This window comes from Thioalkalivibrio sp. ALD1, from assembly GCF_000381245.1.
In the GTDB taxonomy this organism is placed as follows: domain Bacteria; phylum Pseudomonadota; class Gammaproteobacteria; order Ectothiorhodospirales; family Ectothiorhodospiraceae; genus Thioalkalivibrio.
This window is the reverse complement of record NZ_KB906246.1, coordinates 71,298-90,497: the sequence shown is the minus strand read 5'-3', so window position 1 is coordinate 90,497 and position 19,200 is coordinate 71,298. Positions and strand designations below refer to the sequence as shown.

The following is a 19,200-nucleotide window of genomic DNA, read 5'->3' as shown; positions in this document are numbered from 1 at the left end:
GATCATTAGAACGATTCCATTCCGAAAAAGGAGATTGCAATGCGGTATTCGTGGATCACGACGGCCTGTGCGGCCGCTGCCCTGGCCTCCGCCCCGGCGTTTGCGGCCGAGAAGGTCACGCTGGTACATGATGACCTGACCTTGATCGGTCATTTCCAGGAGGGGGCGGGTGCCTCGCCTGGAGATGGCGTGGTGCTGATGCTGCATGGCACGCTGGCCCACGGCCGCATGGAGATCATGCAGGCGGTTCAGGATCAACTCGCCGACCGGGGACACAATACGCTGTCGATCAACCTGAGCTACGGGATCGACGAGCGCGAGGGGATGTTCGAGTGTGACGCGCCGATTCACCATGGCGTGGACGAGCACCTGAAGGAGGTCGCTCTCTGGCAGGAATGGCTGCAGGGTGAAGGCTATGGCCCGGTCACCCTGTTCGGGCACTCGCGCGGTGGTAACCAGGTGGCGCGCTATCTGACCGAGCACGATCCGGACGACATTCGTGCGATGGTGCTGGTGGCCCCGTCCACGTTTGATGCAGACAGGGTCTCCGCGGATTACGAAGAGCAGGCCGGCGAGCCGCTGGGTGAAGTGCTGGCCCGCGCCCAGGAGAAGCACGATCGTGGCGACGGCTCCATGCTGGAAGGCGTGCGTTTTCTGCAATGCGGCGAGCTGGACGTCGCACCCCATGCGTTCCTGAGCTATTACGATCCGGCCCCCGTTCACAACACGCCCAGTGTGATCGACGGCATCCAGACCCCGACGCTCGTGGTGATCGGGGCCGAGGATGACGTGGTGGCGGATCTGCCGGAGCGGATGGATGCGGTCGAGGACAAAGAGCACATCACCGTGAACACCGTTGATGGTGCGGATCACTTCTTCCGTGATTTCTTCGCGGATGACGTGGTGGACTTCACTGTCGATTTTCTCGATCAGCACTGACTCGCTGATCTGACGCAGTCGGGCCGGCCCTGATGGGCCGGCCTTTTTTGTGCCTGCCGTAAGGAAACTCGTTTCCTTAACCGGCCCAGAGGGTCAGGTAGAGTCCGAGCATCGCGGCGGCGAACAGCAGGCCAATGGTTTCCCAGCGAGTGAGTACGCGCTCGGCCAGTTCCAGCCGTTCACGCAGCCGGTAGCGAACCCAGCGCAGGCGCGCCGGGTGGCGCCCGATGCCGATCAGTGCAGGGCGGCTGTGCCACAGGCGCTGGCTGGCGTGCGCGAGCCACTCCAGTGGCACGACCAGATCGCCTTCCTGGAGCCATGGGCGATTGCGATCTGGCAGCCATCGCCAGGCCAGCAGACCCAGTACCAGGCCCAGGCCAATCGGCCAGACCAGGCTCAGCCCCGTCAGCACAACCCAGGCCGGCACCTGCTCCGGCGGTGCAACCGCGATCCCCAGCAGGGGAAACACCAGCGACATGCCCGCCAGGCCGCCCCAGGCCCACCAGCGGCGGGAGTCCGCTCGCGGGGGCGCCTGTATGTCCTGCTGTGCTTGGTGCCAGCACCAGAGAAAGCGCAGCATCAGAAGCGTTGTGCCAGCAGCCGCGAGCGTCAGCGCGAATTCCGTGTAGGCCATCCAGCCGGCCAGGTCGGCGCCGTACAGCGGGTCTTTCAGGGTGTTTTTGGCCAGCGCCCCGCTGGTCATTGGCATCCCGGCCAGGGCGAGCGCCGGCAGCGCCGCGAACAGGAAAAAGGCCAGACGGCCTGCACCACCCGCAGGGCGCTGTGCGGTCATCCCGGCGGCCAGGAACAACGCACCCTTGGCAAAGCCGTGATGCACGGCGTAGAGCGTAACGGCCATCAGCAGCCAGGGCCGCAGGTCGGGCAGGACGAGTGCCAGTCCGACCCCGGCCGTTATCAGCCCCATCTGGCTGATGCTGGAGTAGGCGAGGATAGTCTTGGGACGCGACTGCAGAACACCGGCGAGCGCGGCGAGGAAGGCGGCCGCCAGACCCAGTAGCACGAGGGTCTCGCCGAGCAGCACATGGCCGGTCTCGTCTAGTGGCAACACGCGCAGCCAGCCCAGCACGCCGGCCTTGATCATCGCCCCCGACAGTACGGCGCTGGCCGCGACCGGTGCGGCCGGGTGGGCCAGTGGGAGCCAGAAATGCAGTGGAAGCATGCCGGCCTTGATGCCGAAACCGAGCACCAGCAGCGCAAGGCCCCAGCCCTCGGGGCGTGCCTCGGCGATTGCGGTCAACCGCGTATCCCCACCTGTCTGGTGGATCGCCATTACGAAGCCGGCAAACAACAGGATTTCGCCGACGACTGCCAGAATCAGATAGATGTGTCCGGCACGCCAGGCTTCCCCTGTATTGGAGTGCACCACCAGACCATAGGCCGCCAGGCTCATCAGGGAGAAAAACAGGTAAAAGCTCAGGGCGTCCTGTGCGAGGATCAGGCCCAGGTTCCCGGACAGCGCCAGCAGCCAGAACACGTAGAAGCGATGACGCAGCGGATCATCCTGGCGGTCGCTCAGGGCGAACAGGCCGGCGGCCAGCCAGAGCCCCGAGGTCAGTGCCAGAAAGGCCTGTCCCAGCGGGTCCAGCCCCAGCAGGGTGTTCAGCATCAGACCGTCCAGGGCGGCAGGCTCGACATCGCCCCCGAAGGCCGCCCCCGCAAGGCCTGGCAATGCCGCCCACGGGACCCACCGGTTGAAGCGGGTCCGGTGCGGCCGCAGGCCGATCAGCACCGCCAGCAGCAGCGGGATGAGGGGGATCGCGAGCCAGACCAGGGCGTTCATGGTGCGAACCCCGGGATCGAATAGTCGCGTTCCACGATCAGGGTCACCCAGTCGAGCGGGCTCAGGCTCATCCCCGCCAGCAGACCACCGAGCAGGCTCAGCGCTGCGACGAACAACGTCGGGACGAGCAGCATCCAGTGGGTTTCGAAGCGTGTGGGGCCGCTATGTTCGACCAGATGCTCGTGCCAGGGCGTGCGCCGCTCGCCCAGCCAGCCGCGGATCACCGGCGGCAGGAAGTACGCGGCATTGAGCAGGCTGCTGGCGATCAGCACGACCAGTACCCAGTGGAACTGGGCTTCCAGCGCGCCCAGGCCCAGATGCCACTTGGTGACGAAGCCGGCGAGCGGCGGGAGGCCGATCATGCCCAGGGCGCCCAGGGTAAAGGCCAGCATGGTCAGCGGCATGCGCCGGCCCACGCCGTCCAGTTCGCTGATCTTGTGGATGCCAAGAGTCTCGGCGAAGTTGCCGGCGCAGAAGAACAGCGTGATCTTGGTGATCCCCTGATGCACCAGATGCACCAGCCCGCCGATGACCCCCAGCGGCCCGGCCAGCGCAACACCCAGCACGATGTACGAGACCTGGCTGACGGTGGAAAAGGCCAGCCGCTGCTTCAGGTCGTCCGTGCGCAGGGCCTGGATCGAGCCGTACAGGATGGTGATCGCGGCGATCACCACCAGCCCCGCGGCGAGTCCGAGTTCCATCGCGACCTCGGCGCCGTAGACGTCGTTCACCACCCGCACGATCCCGAAGGCCCCGGCCTTGACCACCGCGACCGCGTGCAGCAATGCACTGACGGGGGCGGGTGCGACCATCGCGATCGGCAGCCAGGAGTGCAGAGGCACCAATGCGGCCTTGACCCCGAATCCGATCATCAGCATAACGAACAGGACCTTGAGCGTGGTCTCGTGCGTGGTCGCAAGCTCGCCCAGGTAGCCACCCGGCACGAACGGCTCGGCCCCGGCCAGCAGGGTCAGCCAGACGATCGCGGTGAACAGCACCAGCCCGCTGGTCAGCGTGTAGCCAAGATACAGCCGTCCGGCACGCAGGGCGGCGGGCGTGCCGCGGTGTACCACCAGTGGCCATGTAGCCAGCGTCAGCAGCTCGTAGAAGATCAGCAGCGTGATCAGGTTGCCCGACAGCGCGATCCCGACCGTGGCGCTGACGCAAAGGGAGAAGAACCCGAAAAAGCGGCTCCTGCGTGGTGAACCTTCCAGATAGCCGATGGCGTACACGGTGGTGACGAACCACAGCACCGCCGAGAGGGTGGCGAACAACAGCGACAGAGCGTCCGCTGCGAGCACGAAGTCGATCCCTGGCAGCAGCGGGATGCTGAGCTGATATTCATCGCCGCGCAGGACGCTCAGGAGAAGCCAGCCGACCAGTACCAGCTTGGTCCCGGCCCCGCCGAGGTTCAGGAGGGTCCGCAGGCCATAGCGCCGTTCGGGCAGGAAGAAGATCGCCAGGCCTGGGCCCAGCGAACTCAAAAGAATGGCGAGGAGCAGCCAGCCGCCGTCGCTCATGGCGCCCCCGGCGTCAGCGTCAGCGTGTGCAGCGTCAGGGTGCCGGCGAACCCGGCGGCGGCCGCGACCACGGCCAGTCCCAGCGGTACCCAGTCCATCCACGGCGAGACCGCCTCGCCGGCGTCACGGGCCCCGCGGTGAAAGGCTGGGGCTACCATGCGCAGCACGTAGCCGGCGGCGAGCAACCCGCCTCCAGCAATCGCGATCACCCACAGCACGCCGATCAGGCTGCCTGCCAGGATCGTGGACAGACCCGCCTCCAGCAACAGGTACTTGGCGATGAAGCCGCCGGTGAAGGGCAGTCCCATCAGGCTGACCCCGGCCAGTCCGAGCGCAAATACCGTCCGCCCGCGGGCGCGCAGGACCCCGCCCATCTCGGCGACGCGGTCATGCCCGGCCGCGTGTTGCAGTGTGCCGGCGGCGAGGAAGACCGAGGCTTTGGCCAGGGCATGGACGATGGCGAAGAACACCACGACTTTCCACGCCTCCGATTCGATCAGCATCAGCGGGAACGCGATTAGGAGATAGCCGAACTGGGCCACGGTCGAATACGCAACGATGGATTTCAGGCGCCCGGACCGCAGGGCTTGGGCCGAGCCCCAGACCAGCGCGGCTACGCCGAGCAGGCCCACCAGGATACCGAACGCCGGCGTGGCCAGCGGGGCAAAGGGTCCCATCCACAGACGCAGGATCAGGTAGAACGAGCCGGTGACCACCAGACCGGAGAGCACGGCGCTGACGGGCGCCGGGGCGGAGCCGTGTGCGGGGGCGAGCCAGACATGCAGCGGGAACAGCGCTGCCTTCAGCATCAGCCCGGCGGTCATCAGTACCGCGGCCATGCGCTCGGTGGGGCCGATCTCGGTGCGCGCCTCTAGCAACACCAGATCCAGCACACCGTGTTCTCCGAACAGGAGCACGACCCCCATCAGGAAACTGAGCGAGCCGAGAATATTGACCAGCAGATAGCGCATCGCCCCGGAGACGGCGGCCGCGGTACCGGTGAATGCCACCAGCGCCACCGCCGACAGCGACACCACCTCCAGCGAGATGTACAGGTTGAAGGCATCGCCGGACAGCAACAGCATGTTCAACCCGGCCCACAGCCACAGCCAGAGGGGCCAGAACTGGCGGCGTTCGATCGGGTCGTGCACGTAGCCGAGGCTGTACAGGCTGGTCGCCAGTCCGACCACGCCGGTCAGGACCAGCAGGGTCATCGACAGCCCATCCAGATGCAGCATCACGCCGAGGGGTGCCTCCCAGCCGCCCAGGGCGACGCGCGTGGCCGCGGACTCCGGTTCGGGTCCCGCAGCCACGAACAGGGCACTCAGCGCCACTACGGCTGCCGCCATCAGTACCGCGCCATAACCCCCAATCCGGTGCGCCTGGCGCGGCCAGACCGTGGCCAGGATCGCAAGCGTCAGCGACAGGGCCACCAAGCCGCTGATCGCCAGCGGGAGCATCTCGGCGGGTGCCTCGCTCATTCGCGATGCTCCCTCTCGTACTCTGCGGAGGGGGCATGCTCCTCGCGCGAGATGTCATCCACCGGTGCTTCATCGTCCGGCGGACCCGGCAGCATCATCGCCTGCCCCGTGATGCGCGCAAGGCGTACGACCAGCGCCAGCGCGAACGCCGTCGCGCTGACCGCGACCACAATGCCGGTCAGCGTGAGGGCCTGCGCGACCGGGTCCGGCGCCCCCTCGCCCCGGGCCGCAATGCCCAGCAGCACCATGAACACCCCGGAACCCATGATGTTCAGCGCCAGGATGCGCAGCACCAGGTGGTGGCGGCGGATCAGCCCGTACAGGCCCAGGGCAAACAGGAGTGCGCCCGCCGTCGGATAGATCAGGCCTGGGGCCAGCTGCTGGGCGAGCCATTCCATCAGCGTGCGTCCCCGGCCATCAGTGATCGTCTCCGGCGGGCCGGCCGGCGATGAACAGCGCCACCAGGGTGAGCGCGATCGACAGCGTGGCCGCGATCTCGATCACGATAATCAGCGGATAGGCCCATTCCGGCGGATAGCCGAGCAGACCCGGGCCGATAAACAGGCCCACGATGCCGATCGCCAGGAACAGGCCCACCCCTGCGGTCAGGCCCAGCCGCAGCGGTGTACTCGGTGCCATCGGCAGGTCGCGCGGCCGTGCCAGCACGAGCAGGATGCCGGCGGCACCCAGGATCGCCCCCGCCTGAAACGCTCCGCCCGGGGCATGGCTGCCCGCCCAGAGGATGTACACGCCCGTAACGATCGCGACCGGCACCAGAAGGCGGAGGGTGCCGGGGAGGATCGGGCCCGGCGCTGGGCGGGCCGGCAGGCGGTCGTAGCGTCCCAGCGACCAGGCCCCGAGCAGTGCAATCAGCACGATCGCCAGCTCCAGGAAGGTGTCGTAGGCGCGGAAATTCAGCAACACGGCGGTGATCGGGTGATCCACGCCCGAGACGCCCATGTGTTCGTCGACCACCGGCTCCAGGCCGACGGCGTCCGGCTGGTGCCACAGGGCGGTGACCATGAGCCCGCCCACCACCAGGGCAAAGCTCAGCGCCGGGACAAAGGTCCGTCGTGGCGGCGGCGGATCATGCAGGGCGTGCAGCAGGGCGTCGGCGCCGGCGGGGTCGGGTGGCTGGTCGGGCCGCCCGCGGCGGCGCTCGACCGCGATGCTGCGCAGCCGCTCCAGCGTGACCAACAAGAGGGCACCGGTGATCCCGGCGCCGATCGCGGCCTCGGCCAGTGCGATGTCGGGGGCCTCCAGACGCACCCAGGCCAGCGCCAGCAATAGCCCGAAGGTGATGAAGAGCACCACCGCGCGAAACAGGTCGGTGCTCGCCAGGCAGCGCCAGGCCACCCCCAGGAGCCCGGCCAGCAGGACCAGGTCGAAGATGACCAGGAGCAGGTTGCTCATCGATCGGACTCGAATTCCCCGTGGGTCCAGGTGCGTTGCGCCACCATGTGCGCAGCCGTGGTGCCGGCCGCCAGGACCAGCACCCAGATCAGAAGCAGCTTGAGGATGTCCGCTGGCCCAGCGGCCTGCAGCATCAGGCCGAGGATGACCAGACCCAGCCCGACGTTGTCCGCCTTGGTCAGGGCGTGCAGACGCGAATAGACATCGGGGAATCGCAGAAGCCCGGCCGTGCCGGCGGCAAAGAACACCAGCCCCGCGAGGATCAGGATCACGGTCAGGGTGTTAGCGATCATCGTCTGACTCCGTTTTCTGGTCGTTCTTGCGCTGGTGTACAGGCGTGCCCGAGGGCTCCGGCAGGCCATGCTGACGGACGAATGCGACGGCGGCGACGACAGCCAGTAGCGCAAATACCAGGGCAACGTCGACCAGCGCCGGGGTCTCCAGCGTCATCGAAAGCAGCAACAGGATGGTCACACCGGTCGTTCCGAACAATTGTGCGGCGAGCATGCGGTCACCCGAGCCGGGGCCACGAAGCACGCGGATCAGGCCAAGCAGAATCGTCGCCAGGAGAAAGAGCGCGGCCATCAGATAGAAGGTGATCACTGGTCCCCCCCCGATTCCTGCCGCGGGTCTTCGAATGCGGCGTGGATCCGTTTCTCCAGGTCCCGCAGGGCGCTCTCGGGGTCGCTGTGACGATCGAGTACATGCACCGTCAACAGGCGACCCTCAAGGCGCACGCTGAGCGTCCCGGGTAGCAGACTGAGCACCGCCATGAACAGTGTCAGGGGCGGCCCGTGCGGCAGGTCCGCCCGATATTCGATGAAATCGGGGGCGATGGGCAGCCTTGGATCCAGCGCACGGCGGGCAATATCGATGCCGCCGAGGAATGAGGCACGCACGAAATAGGCGGTCAGACCCGGAATGGCACGGGGGCGAATGGCGAGGGGTCGGCCGGTGGGCAGGACCAGGCTGGCGGCGCCCGCCAGCACAACCGCTAGCAGGGCCAGTGGTTCCAGCAGAGAATCGAGACCGGCCAGTATCCACCACAGGACAGCGGCGGCCAGGACAGTCCAGGCTGCCCGCCGCCAGCGTGCCCGAGCCCGGTTCAGGCCGCCTCGGCTCGTTGCGTCCCTGTGCTTTGCCACACGGGTCATTGTACCGGCCCGCGAGGCGCAGCCAAGGGCAGCCTCAGAGGCGCTCGCTGGCGTCGGTGAAGCCCATCAGCGAGACGTCGAAGGCCAGCGGCTGTTCGCCATGCAGAGGCCAGAAGCCGACCGTCAGCGCGCGACCGCCACGCATCGCGTTGAACTGGCTGTCGGAGAGCTCATGGCCCGCCACGCAACCCTGTTCCACACATGCGATATACGGGGCCTCGACCTCCTCGCCATCGTCGTTGACCTGCATCAGGATACCGGGGCGCAGGTCCACTCCCAGCGGGAGCAGGATCTCGATGATATAGCTGTCACCATCGCGAAACAGTGAAGCCTGCAGGTAGGCGCCCTGCGCCTGCTCGTCCTGGATCTGCAACGTCTGCTGCATGCGGCAGCGTTCGCCACCCTGAGTCTCGATACAGGCGACCTCCCAGTCCTGATAGGTCGTGGTCTCCGGCTCCTGCTGTTGCATCTGCTCTTCCATCTGCGGGTCGGTCTGGGCCTGGGCCAGGGTCAGGCCCGGGATGGCCAGTAGCAGCGCACCAGCGAATGCCAGGTAAGGCTTCATGTAAGGATCTCCGTCATTGCATTGGCAAACGCGTCAGCTTGAACGCGCATGGCGGCGGGTTCAAGCGCATCGGCGTGCCTGTGTGACCGTAATACCGAACAGGCGTTCGGTGGGTCACCGGCTATATCGATCGGTGAAGTCGCAGCGGCCTTCGGGCAGCCAGGTGGGGATGGTGTAGTAGTCGTCCAGGATCTCCTGCAGCACCTGTTCGTGGTAGGCCTCATACCGAAAGCCCCGACCCTCGGCGATCTCCCAGTCGATCCCGCGGATGGACTGGCGGCGGATCACGACCTCGTCGAAGAAGGGTTCCAGATCGCCCCGGTCGACCTTGCCGCGGGTCGCGACGTACAGCAGATTCTCGCCGTCGAGGGCGCGGAAGTCGGTCAGCAGGTCATCCTGGCGGCCATAGTGCGAGCCGGAGCCGAATACCCCGACCTCGCGTCCCGCGTAGTAGGCGAGGACCGCGGAGCGTGAATAGCTGCGCGTGAACACGTGCCAGTCCGGGTCATATTCGTTCACGGCCTCGGCCACGGATTCCGGGGCGAGGTAGTAGACCGCATCGCCGTAGCGGTCGTGGCCCTCGAGCCATTCCACGGGCATCAGTGCGATGGTCAAGAGTACGGCCGCGTGCACGCCGGCCAGGATGGCCGAGAGCCAGGCGCTGATGTTCAGCGAGCGGGTGCTCAGGAACAGGGCGGGCAGCAGCAGGAAGGGCACGAACACCGCCAACCAGTGCAGGCCGATGCTCTTGAACGGCGCCAGCAGGGCGAACACCGCGAGCGGGATCAGCCCGGCGCTCAGGAAGACCCCGAAGTGATGTTCGCGGATGCCGGGCCCCAGCGCGCGGAACTCGCGGGCGATGAACCACAGCAGCCAGGGGGTGAACACATAGACCAGCATCGCCGCGTAGGCGAGCACGTTGGCGGAATCGATCCCGTCGCCGCCATGCCGGTTCACGATGTTGAACATCACGTTGTACCAGCAGTTGTCCCAGTTCCAGTACAGGTTCAGGGCCACCGCCGGCACGACGCCGAGGATGATCAGCAGCAGTCCGCGCCAGTGGCGCGGCGCGAACAGCAGGATATGCAGCCCTAGCGCAATCCCGAGCAGCACCGCGAAGTACTTCGACAGGAAGGCCAGGCCCAGAGCGAATCCGGCCAGCAGGAACCAGCCGGGACGCCCGGTGCGCAGCGCTTGCCAGGTCAGACCGGTGGCCAGCAGGCCGAACAGGAGCAGCGGGGTGTCCGTGGCGGTCAGTACCGCGATGAACAGCAGCGGCACGAACAGGGCGATCAGCGAGACCAGCCGCGCCCGAACCGGGTCCTGGCGATGCCACAGCGCAAGGATCAGCAGGGCGGGGGCCATGGATACGGCGATCCCCAGCGCCCGGATCGCGAGCGGGTGGTCCGAGATCGCGAGCACCAGGCTCAGCCACCAGCCCACCATCGGGGGATGGTCGTAGTAGCCGAGATCGGGGTTCTGCCCCCAGATCAGGAAGTACGCCTCGTCGCCCGTGATCGGCAAAGTCCAGGCGATCAGGATCTTGACGGCCAGGGCGGTCAGCAATACCGCGCCGTAGTGGCGCACGAGCCAGGGCGCGCCGGGAGGCAGGCGATCTTCGCTCATGCCTCGTGCATGCCCGTCTGGGTCGGCTCGAAGCGGCCGCCCTGCAGCCGATAACCCGTGGTGACCATCTGCAGCATGGGCTCGTCGCCGGCGCTGTCACCGTAGGCGGCGTAGAGGTCGACGGGCGTCTCCGGGTCGAAGCGGCCCAGCCAGCTGGCGATCGCGGCGGGCTTGGCCGCGCCCTGGCAGTTGGTGCCGTCCAGATGCCCGCTGACGTAGCCGTGATCGTCGACCGCCAGGCGCGAGCAGATCACGTCGGCCAGGCCATGGCGCTCGGCCCAGGGGCGCAGCCACAGATCCAGCGAGGCCGAGACCAGCACGCAGGTGTCGCCGGCCGCCTGGTGATGGTTGAGGCGTTCCATGCCGACGGGTCGCAGCAAGCGGTCCAGCCCGCGATCGGCGAAGGCACGGCCCCGGGCCTGCAGATCGTCCAGGGATGCGCCGCCGATCGTCCGCTGGAGCACGGCCTCCTTGGCGACCTGGTTGGCGATGCGCCCGCGCGCGAAGCCCGCCAGTGTCGGCAGGCACCCGGGCAGGGACGCGAGAAAGCGCGGCGTACCCAGCGCAAAGCGCAGGAACGGGAACAGGCTGTCGCGCCGCGTCAGGGTCCCGTCGAAGTCGAACAGCACGATGCGTTGCGGAGCCGTCATTACAGCTTCAGGCGTTTGAACAGGTACTCGGGGATCAGGCGGATCACGGTCATGATGCCCCACCAGATCCAGGGCAGGTAGGCGACATCGCGGCCGCGGCGCATGGCCTTGACGATCCCGCGCGCGACCGTCTCGGGCTCCGCCCACAGCGCGCCGGCGCGGTTGAAGCCCTCGGTCATCGGGGTGCGCACGAAACCCGGCTTGATCGTGACCACATCCACGCCGCTGAAGAACAGCCGGTTGCGCAGCCCCTGGAGATAGGTGGCCAGCATGCCCTTGGCAGTGCCGTAGACGTAGTTGCTCTGGCGCCCGCGGTCGCCGGCGACCGACCCGATGGCGGCGATCACGCCACGGCCGCGCTGTTCGAAGTCGGGTGCTATATGGGCCAGGAAGGCGATGGCGCTGGTACCGTTCACGTGGATCGCCTCCAGCGTGGTCGCGACCGACACGTTGCAGGCCTCCTGATCCGGCAGCGCGCCCCAGGCCAGCAGCACCGCATCGATGTTGTCTCCCAGCGCCTCCTGGGCCTGTGCCCATACGTCCGCATGGGCGTCGACGTCCGCCAGGTCGGCCGTCGTGCCGAGGATGCGCGTGGCGGAGGCATCGTCGCCGCGTACGCGCAGATCCTGCAGCAGGGGCTCCAGCCGCTCGCCGTCGCGCGCGACCAGGAACAGTCGGGCGCCGTGCTCGGCGAGTTCGCGCGCGACGGCGGTGGCGATCGCCGAGGTGGCGCCGAGGATCACGACGGATTGCAAACGGTTCATTTGGTTACCCTGCGCCAGAAGCCGGAGGAGAATTCGGGGTCGACAAAGCTAGCGAACTCCTCCCAGCGGGGAAAGCCGCTGCGGAACAGCTCGGGTGACATGCGCGCATCCTTGGCCGGATACAGCGCGCCGCCGGCTTCCTGCACGATGCGGTCCAGGCGCCGGAACAGGTGCTCGGTGTCGTTGCCGCGATCGGGGAAATCCAGCGCCAGGGTCGCGCCGGGTCGGGGGAATGACAGCATCCCCGGTCCCGCGCGATCCCCGAAGCGCTTGAGCACGGCGAGGAACGAACCCTGGCCGCTGGCGGCCACGGTATCGAGCAGCGCCTGCATGCCGTCCTTCTGCGCATGCGGAGGCAGTACGCACTGGTACTGGTAAAAACCCTTGTACCCGTAGATGCGGTTCCAGTGGCGGATCGCGTCCAGCGGGAAGAGCCAGGGCAGGTGATGGACGGCGCGGGCGGTCGGGTGTACGGACTGGCGGAAATAGAGCTGGTTGAACAGCCGCAGGGTCACGCGGTTGACCAGTGACACTGGCGGGTCCAGCGGGATGGCGCGGCGGGGCTCCCGGTATCGGCTGCGTGCCGGTGCGGTGGTCGCATGGCGTGCCCCGCTGTAGATGCCGCGCCCGACCTCGCCGCGCGGGCCCGGGTTCAGGCAGTCGATCCAGGCGACGGTGTAGGGCCATTCGCGCTCGGCCCGGGCGTCCAGTTCCCAGAACTCGTCCAGGCTGTCGAAGCGCTGCGACCAGGCGCGCATCCAGGGGGTGCGCACGGGAATGAGTTGCAGCGTGACCGTCTCGATCAGGCCGGTCAGCCCGAGCCCGCCGACGGTCGCGGCGAACCAGTCCGGAGTGCCGTCGGGGGTCACTTCGAGGCATTCGCCGTTGGAGCGGCGCAGGGTCAGGGCGCGGACATGCTCGCCAAAGCTGCCGGCATGGTGGTGATTTTTGCCGTGCACGTCGTTGGCCACGGCGCCTCCGAGTGTGACAAAGCGTGTGCCGGGTACCACCGGCACGAACCAGCCGCGCGTGACCGCGAAGCGCAGCAAGTCGTCGAGGGTCAGACCGGCCTCGGCGGTAATGCGGCCGGTGTCCGTGTCGAAGGTGATGAAGCGGTCGAGGTCTCGGGTATGCAGCAGGGTCCCGCCGGGATTCAGGCAGACGTCGCCGTAGCTGCGGCCGAGGCCGTGGGCCAGCAGCGGGTGCGCAGCCTCGGGCAGGGGCTGGCCGCGCCGGGTCAGGGAGACCTCGGCGGCGTGCGCGACACGCGGGATGCGGTTCCAGCTCGTGGTCATGCCGTAGCCTCCGGTTGTTCGCGGCCGCGGGCCTCGGGGTTGGTGCCCAGTGCAATCAGGCCCAGGATGACCGCAAACCACAGGGTCGTGAAGCGGATCAGCATGGTCGCGGCAACCGCATCGGCTGCGGGCATGTCGTGCAGCAGCAACAGGCCGACCATCACGGCCTCGGTCCCGCCGAGCCCGCCGGGCAGGAAGCTCAGCGCGCCGGCCAGCATCGCCAGCGCGAACACGAATGCGGCGAAGGCAAAGCTGGCCTCGAAGCCCATCGCGTTGAGGATCCACCAGAAGGCGAGCGCCTCTGCGCTCCAGGCGACCACGCTCAGCAGGATCGTCCCGGCCAGCAGGGCCGGACGATGGCAGCGGCGGGCCTGCAGGAGGACGGTCGCCAGGTGATGAATGGTCCGCCACAGACGCTGGCCGGGTCGGTCCGTCCACGCCTGCAGCCGCGCAAGTGGTCGGCGCCACGACAGGATGACCAGCGCGAGCGCCACCGCGCCGGCCCCGCCGAGGATCAGCCAGCCACCCTTGGCCACCAGGGTGAAGCCCAGCATCGACAGCAGCACGACCGCGATCAGATCCGACAGACGCTCGCTGACAAAGGCCGCGAAGCTGTCGGGATAGGGAACATGGCGTCGCTTCAGGAGCACCCCGCGCAGCGCCTCGCCCGTCTTTCCGGGGGTGGTGGTCAGGGCGAACCCCGCCAGGTAGATGTGCGCGCTCCCGCGCAGGGGCACGTGGTGACCCAGGCGGCGCAGGTAGAGCTGCCAGCGCGTGAAACGCAGCGAATAGTTCACCAATGAGAGCGACAGTGCCAGCAGCAGGCCGCCGATCCCCACGAGGGTGAGGGCATGCCAGACCTCGGTGGCCCCCGCCCACAGCGCAACTCCGAGATACAGCACGACCGCCGCGATTACGGAGAGCATCACGGCCCGCATGCGCCAGCCGGACAGCAGCACTGCGCTCATGCGAGTACGACGATGGTGACGCCCAGCCAGACAGCGACCGTCGCGAGCAGGTGCGGGTCGGTGACCAGGTCGCGCGAGGTGTCGTTGCCCCCGCCTCGGGCATGCAGCAGGAACAGGTAGCGGAAGATGCCGTAGATTACGAGCGGCAGGGTGTAGATCAGCCCGTCGGTGCCGTGCAGGTCGATCGTCTGTGCACTGACCGTATAAAGCCCGTACGCCAGGACCGTGCAGGCTGCGCTGATCGCGATGAACTGGTCCACCAGGCCCACGCTGTAGTCATTGAGTACACGGCGCGGGCCCTCGCGCTCGGGGGACCGCTCGATCGCGGTATCCGCCAGTTCCGCACGGCGCTTGGCGAAGCCAAGAAACAGCGTGAGCATCAGGCCGCACAGCAGCAGCCACTGCGAGGGCTCGATCCCGAGGCCGAGCGTGCCGGCCAGGATGCGCAGCATGAAGCCCGCCGAGATGCTGAACACATCCAGGATGACGACATGCTTCAGCCACCAGGAGTAGGCGACGTTCAGCACCAGGTAGGCAAGCACGAGTGCGGTCACGCCGGTGCTGACCAACGCCGCCAGTACGAGCGCGACCACCACCAGCGTTGCAAAGATCGCCCAGGCGGTACTGGCCGGAATGGCCCCGCTGGCAATGGGCCGGTGGCGCTTGACCGGATGCTGGCGGTCGGCCTCGACGTCGACGATGTCGTTCAGTACATAAACGGCACTCGCCATTGCACAAAACGCGACAAAGGCGACCCCGGCGGCCAGCAGCATCGCCGGTTCCCACTCGTGGGCGAACACGACGCCCAGCAGGACAAACCCGTTCTTGATGTACTGGTGCGGCCGCAGCAGTTTGATCAGTGGCTGAACCATCGGCGGGCCCTTGGAAATTCGCGTAGGGAAACACTGGTCCATGTACACGCTCGCGTTGGTACCCCAGGTTTTCCGAGACAAGGCGTGTCGCGCAGCGGGTAGTGGTTCTACCCGCAAGCGGCGCAACGCAGGATCGGGGAACCTGGGGTACCAACCCCACAAACCATTCAATGCAGGGGCTCGACCGCCCGTTGTCATCAAAAACGGGCGCGCGCACGGCGTTGCGGCTCCCTTGTGCAGAATGACTGCACGGCAGTCACCGCGCCTTGTTCGCACGCAAAAGCGACTCGAGCGCGAGCGTGTACATGGACCAGTGTTTCCCCTGCAGTCTACTGGCGCAATGGATGCGTTACCATCGGCGGCGTTTGCCGCGTACGTCCGGTTGTTCGCGGCGCGCATTGATTCACAGCCCTGGAGGAATCCCCATGACACGATTGCCCGCACTTTTGCTTGCCGCCCTGTTTGCCACCTCGACCCTGCTGCTGGCGGGCTGCGAGGGTGGCGTCGAGGCCTCGGCCGATGACGTCGTCGAGGGCGAGACCTTCCCCGAGCGCACACTGAACGATCAACACGGGAACCCGCTACAGATCCCGGGCGCGGCGCGCGTCATCCTCAAGACGGTGGAGATGGCCCCGGCGGATATCGCCAATGCCGTTCTGGGTGAAATGACAGAAGAACAACGCAATGAAATCGGGGTGATCTATATCGCCGATATTCATCAGATGCCACCGCATGTGATGGAAAACGTCGTCCTGCCTCGCATGCAGGCACGCGAGTACCCCACCGCGATTACTCGCTCGGAAGAGGACGCGGGCTTTATGCCGCATACTCCGGAAGAGGTCACCGTCATCCTGCTCGACGGCGAGGGCACCGTCACCGGCATCCACACCGCGGCGAACGAAGACCGTCTGAAGGAGCTGCTCGAAAAGGCAGGTGAATAAGGCCCGCCGCCAGCGAGCCCCGCGTTCGCGACGGCGGTATCGCTGATGGCGTTTTTTCTCGGGCTTCTGACGGCGCTTGGGTTTGGCGCGGGCGATTTTCTTGGTGGTCTGGCCTCGCGCCGTATTCCGGCGCTGGTCGTGGCCTGTTACTCGCAGCTCCTGGCCACCGGCGTACTGCTGCTCATTGCCGTTCCGCTTGCCGGCTTTCCGGGCCCTCAGGCACTGTTCTGGGGCGGTGCCTCCGGACTGGCGCTGGCGCTCGGCCTCCTCGCCTACTACCGCGGGCTGGCAGAGGGCTCCATGGGCCTGGTGGCGGCGATTACCGGTGTGATCTCCGCGCTGGTCCCGTTGGGAGTCGGGCTGGCGCTCGGCGAGCGGCCCGGGGTGCTGGCCCTGGTCGGGATTGCCGCGATTGTGGTCGCGATCGGCATGATCTCGGGTGGGGCGCGCAAGGCCAGCCCGCGGCGTCTGGATCAACCGGTGCGTGGTCTGCTGGCGCTGGCCCGGGGTGCGCATCCGGTCAAGGGTCTGCTCAACGCCGTGATCGCGGGGGTCTGTTTCGGACTGGTGTTCGTGTTTCTCGATCAGGCCCAGACCGGGTCGCCTTTGTGGCCCGTGGTTGCGACCTCGGCGGTCGGGGCCTTTACGCTGGCCCTGGTCATGCTGGTCCTGCGGCCCGAACGCGGTATGAGCCGCTCCACCTTTGTTCTGCTGGCGCTGGCGGGGCTGTTTCAGGCCGCCGCTACACTGGCCTTCGTGGTGGCCGTGCGCATGGGGCTGTTGTCGATTATTGCAGTGGCCGGGGCACTATCACCCGCGCCGACCGCACTGATGGCCCGCCTGTTTCAGGCCGAGCGCATGTCACGCGTGCAGTTGACGGGCTTTGTGTTTGCGCTGCTGGGGATCGTGCTGATCGTCTGGGCGGGCCCAATGTAGACGCACGAGTCTGCTGGGGCAGTATCAAAAGTGCTAGTCTCGCCCAAGAGGCCTGTGATGAGCCTGACCATGCCAACGGGAGGTGCAAGGTGACCGAGGGAACAAGACCGGAAGTCGAACCAAGCGAAGTGAGCCGTCCCGTGCCGGGTCCGCGCAAGGAGCGCACCATGGTGACTGTGGTGTACGTGCTGTACCTGGTCAGTTTTCTCACCGCCCTGACCGCGATCGCGGGAGTGATTATTGCTTACATCAAGCGTCACGATGGAGACGCTGTCAGCGATACTCATTTCACATACCAGATTCGTACGTTCTGGATTGGACTGCTGGGTGTAGTCGTGGGTGCGATCCTGACCCCGGTCGGCATTGGGTTCCTGGTGTTGCTGTTCATGATCATCTGGCTATTGGTGCGCTGTATCAAGGGGCTGCTGGCAAACAACGAAGACCGGGCCATTGAGCAGCCAGAGACCTGGCTGTGGTGATCGGCGTCGGCAGGATGTAAACCCGTTGTGTGATTGACCCATTGTGAGTGCTGTGTAGGCATTGACAAGTTTTAAATTGGTCACAAAAACAGGCCGCCTTGTAGCGGCCTGTTTTTGTTTCTTCGTTTTTGTTTTTGGGAATATTAATGCCGAATATTAAATTCAATCTTAATTCTTTTGGGTGGTGAATTTCCCTCCTGCGTTTTCCCGTTCTGATCGTTCTTTTGCCCTATATTCGGCGTAGACGCTGTTGAATGCCCCGGCCCTGTCTCAGGGGGAGTCCATCGGCATATTGGCCGGGGTTTGGAACAATAGGGACGAGCATGGCCGGATCGCGAAGGTTGAACGGTTCCTTTTTGCGGTCGGTGGATGGTGGGGGTTTCCTGCCCCGGGGGGATGCCGACGGATCGCGTTATGCGCTGCAGCGCGCCTGCGCGACCTCCATGGTGCGCGAAGTGGCGTGGATGGACGCGGGGGGATGTGCATGCGACTCGCTCGCGGGCCTTTCGGATGCCTGGAAGCTGACCCATGTGCCGCGCCCGGCCGGGTCTTCCGGCGAGGTGCTGGACAAGATCCGGGTTGGGCTCCTGGACCTGGGGAGCCCGGTACCGCCCTGGGCCACCGAGCTTGTTCACACGCACCAGCACGTGAAGTGGATTGCGCTGGTGCACCCGGATTTACTGTTGCACGATGACGTTCGCGAGCTGATCCGCGAGTCCTGTTACGACTTCCATACTCTGCCACTGGACCAGGCGCGCCTTGAGATCACCCTTGGGCGGGCCTGCGGTATGGCGGCTCTGGAGGCACGGCCTGTGCGCCCGACTCGGGATGCAGAGCCGGGAGATGCGATCCCTATTATCGGGCACAGCCCTGCCATGCAGGCGTTAGCCCGTCAGATTGAACGGGTGGCCGGCTCCGAGGCGCCAGTGCTGTTTCAGGGAGAGAGCGGGACCGGGAAGGAGCTGGCCGCGCTGGCGGTACACCGGCACTCGCGGCGGGCTAACGGGCCGTTCGTCGCGGTTAATTGTGGCGCCTTGCCGGCACAACTGATCCAGTCGGAGCTGTTTGGGCACGAGGCAGGTGCCTTTACCGGAGCAGGACGTCGCAAGATCGGGCAGTTCGAGCTGGCGCATGGCGGTACCTTGCTGCTGGACGAGATCGGCGACCTCAGCCTGGATCTTCAAGTCAATCTGCTCCGCTTTCTGCAGGAAGGGACGCTGGTCAGGCTCGGTGGACTACAGTCCATCAAGGTGGATGTACGCGTCCTCGCGGCGACCCACGTTGCGCTCGACAAGGCCGTCGAAACCGGTCGGTTTCGGCAGGACCTCTATTACCGCCTGAATGTGATCCAGCTCGATGTGCCTCCTCTGCGTGAGCGGGGCACGGACCTGAAAGAGCTGGGACGTTTTTACTTCGATCAGTTTCGTCGTCAGAACCCCCGTTTGCGCGGCTTTACCCAGGCCGCGTGGCAGGCGATGCACGCCTACAGCTGGCCCGGCAACGTCCGCGAGCTGGTCAATCGTGTGCGGCGTGCGGTCACGATGGCGGAAGGACGCCTGATTCGTCCGGAGGATCTTGGACTGGCCGCGGTGCCGGCCCAGGCCGAGAAGCCACCGACGCTTGCCGAGGCGCGATCGAATGCCGAACGGGAATTGCTCATCAAGGCGCTTGGCCAGTGCGACAACAACGTCTCGCGGGCCGCACGCCAGTTGGGGGTGGGCCGGATGACGCTCTACCGCTTGCTCGCCAAGCACGGGCTGCGTTCCGACGCGCCGTGAAGGTTGTGTGGGGGAAGA

The 19,200-nt window shown here is 66.4% G+C and carries 20 protein-coding genes; 5 read left to right on the top strand and 15 right to left on the bottom strand.

Annotation, left to right across the window (positions count from 1 at the left end; genetic code table 11):
- The first annotated feature begins 39 nt into the window (after positions 1 to 39).
- Complete coding sequence (locus tag F623_RS0110990; RefSeq protein WP_018861627.1) at positions 40 to 939, top strand: alpha/beta hydrolase; 900 nt, start codon at positions 40 to 42, stop codon at positions 937 to 939.
- Between the two features lie 76 nt (positions 940 to 1,015).
- On the opposite strand, the gene F623_RS0110985 is transcribed toward F623_RS0110990, so the two are convergent.
- From F623_RS0110985 to F623_RS0110915, 15 genes are all read right to left on the bottom strand, one after another.
- A complete protein-coding gene (locus F623_RS0110985; protein WP_018861626.1) occupies positions 1,016 to 2,740 on the bottom strand; it encodes a complex I subunit 5 family protein in 1,725 nt (574 codons plus the stop codon).
- Positions 2,737 to 4,260, bottom strand: coding sequence for a complex I subunit 5 family protein (locus F623_RS0110980; RefSeq protein WP_018861625.1), 1,524 nt, complete (start codon positions 4,258 to 4,260; stop codon positions 2,737 to 2,739). Before F623_RS0110980 ends, F623_RS0110985 begins: the two co-directional genes overlap by 4 nt.
- Entirely contained in the window at positions 4,257 to 5,741 is a 1,485-nt protein-coding gene (locus F623_RS0110975) for a complex I subunit 5 family protein (RefSeq protein ID WP_018861624.1), read from the bottom strand. Before F623_RS0110975 ends, F623_RS0110980 begins: the two co-directional genes overlap by 4 nt.
- Positions 5,738 to 6,139 carry a sodium:proton antiporter gene (locus F623_RS0110970; protein ID WP_018861623.1) on the bottom strand — a complete coding sequence of 134 codons (402 nt, stop codon included), beginning with the start codon at positions 6,137 to 6,139 and terminating at the stop codon, positions 5,738 to 5,740. The genes F623_RS0110975 and F623_RS0110970 overlap by 4 nt, the downstream gene beginning before the upstream one ends.
- A gap of 19 nt (positions 6,140 to 6,158) precedes the next feature.
- Positions 6,159 to 7,154 (bottom strand): hydrogenase subunit MbhD domain-containing protein, encoded by a 996-nt coding sequence (locus F623_RS0110965; RefSeq protein WP_018861622.1) that lies wholly within the window; start codon positions 7,152 to 7,154, stop codon positions 6,159 to 6,161.
- Entirely contained in the window at positions 7,151 to 7,447 is a 297-nt protein-coding gene (locus tag F623_RS0110960; RefSeq protein WP_018861621.1) for a monovalent cation/H(+) antiporter subunit G, read from the bottom strand. The genes F623_RS0110965 and F623_RS0110960 overlap by 4 nt, the downstream gene beginning before the upstream one ends.
- Positions 7,437 to 7,757, bottom strand: coding sequence for a monovalent cation/H+ antiporter complex subunit F (locus tag F623_RS0110955; protein WP_018861620.1), 321 nt, complete (start codon positions 7,755 to 7,757; stop codon positions 7,437 to 7,439). The genes F623_RS0110960 and F623_RS0110955 overlap by 11 nt, the downstream gene beginning before the upstream one ends.
- Positions 7,754 to 8,308: a Na+/H+ antiporter subunit E gene (locus F623_RS0110950; protein WP_026278682.1), complete on the bottom strand. Its 555-nt coding sequence runs from the start codon at positions 8,306 to 8,308 to the stop codon at positions 7,754 to 7,756. The genes F623_RS0110955 and F623_RS0110950 overlap by 4 nt, the downstream gene beginning before the upstream one ends.
- A gap of 34 nt (positions 8,309 to 8,342) precedes the next feature.
- Positions 8,343 to 8,873: an invasion associated locus B family protein gene (locus tag F623_RS0110945; RefSeq protein ID WP_018861618.1), complete on the bottom strand. Its 531-nt coding sequence runs from the start codon at positions 8,871 to 8,873 to the stop codon at positions 8,343 to 8,345.
- A gap of 114 nt (positions 8,874 to 8,987) precedes the next feature.
- Positions 8,988 to 10,499: a glycosyltransferase family 39 protein gene (locus F623_RS0110940; protein ID WP_018868567.1), complete on the bottom strand. Its 1,512-nt coding sequence runs from the start codon at positions 10,497 to 10,499 to the stop codon at positions 8,988 to 8,990.
- Positions 10,496 to 11,149 (bottom strand): HAD family hydrolase, encoded by a 654-nt coding sequence (locus F623_RS0110935; RefSeq protein ID WP_018868566.1) that lies wholly within the window; start codon positions 11,147 to 11,149, stop codon positions 10,496 to 10,498. Before F623_RS0110935 ends, F623_RS0110940 begins: the two co-directional genes overlap by 4 nt.
- Positions 11,149 to 11,913, bottom strand: coding sequence for an SDR family oxidoreductase (locus tag F623_RS0110930; protein ID WP_018868565.1), 765 nt, complete (start codon positions 11,911 to 11,913; stop codon positions 11,149 to 11,151). Before F623_RS0110930 ends, F623_RS0110935 begins: the two co-directional genes overlap by 1 nt.
- Complete coding sequence (locus F623_RS0110925) at positions 11,910 to 13,208, bottom strand: FAD-binding oxidoreductase (protein ID WP_018868564.1); 1,299 nt, start codon at positions 13,206 to 13,208, stop codon at positions 11,910 to 11,912. Before F623_RS0110925 ends, F623_RS0110930 begins: the two co-directional genes overlap by 4 nt.
- The gene (locus tag F623_RS0110920) at positions 13,205 to 14,176 is read right to left on the bottom strand and encodes a lysylphosphatidylglycerol synthase transmembrane domain-containing protein (RefSeq protein WP_026279387.1); all 972 of its coding nucleotides are present in this window, start codon (positions 14,174 to 14,176) and stop codon (positions 13,205 to 13,207) included. Before F623_RS0110920 ends, F623_RS0110925 begins: the two co-directional genes overlap by 4 nt.
- Positions 14,173 to 15,048, bottom strand: a complete 876-nt coding sequence (locus F623_RS0110915) for a decaprenyl-phosphate phosphoribosyltransferase (protein ID WP_018861612.1) — start codon at positions 15,046 to 15,048, stop codon at positions 14,173 to 14,175. Before F623_RS0110915 ends, F623_RS0110920 begins: the two co-directional genes overlap by 4 nt.
- A 425-nt stretch (positions 15,049 to 15,473) precedes the next feature.
- Here F623_RS0110915 and F623_RS0110910 point away from each other — a divergent pair, with 425 nt between their 5' ends.
- The 4 genes from F623_RS0110910 (at position 15,474) to F623_RS0110895 (ending at position 19,182) form a co-directional block, all read left to right on the top strand.
- Positions 15,474 to 15,989 carry a hypothetical protein gene (locus F623_RS0110910; protein ID WP_019572180.1) on the top strand — a complete coding sequence of 172 codons (516 nt, stop codon included), beginning with the start codon at positions 15,474 to 15,476 and terminating at the stop codon, positions 15,987 to 15,989.
- A 45-nt stretch (positions 15,990 to 16,034) separates the two neighbouring features.
- Entirely contained in the window at positions 16,035 to 16,925 is an 891-nt protein-coding gene (locus F623_RS0110905) for a DMT family transporter (RefSeq protein WP_018861610.1), read from the top strand.
- Between the two features lie 167 nt (positions 16,926 to 17,092).
- Complete coding sequence (locus tag F623_RS0110900; protein WP_018861609.1) at positions 17,093 to 17,404, top strand: hypothetical protein; 312 nt, start codon at positions 17,093 to 17,095, stop codon at positions 17,402 to 17,404.
- Between the two features lie 341 nt (positions 17,405 to 17,745).
- Positions 17,746 to 19,182, top strand: a complete 1,437-nt coding sequence (locus tag F623_RS0110895; protein WP_018861608.1) for a sigma-54 dependent transcriptional regulator — start codon at positions 17,746 to 17,748, stop codon at positions 19,180 to 19,182.
- Positions 19,183 to 19,200: the final 18 nt, after the last annotated feature.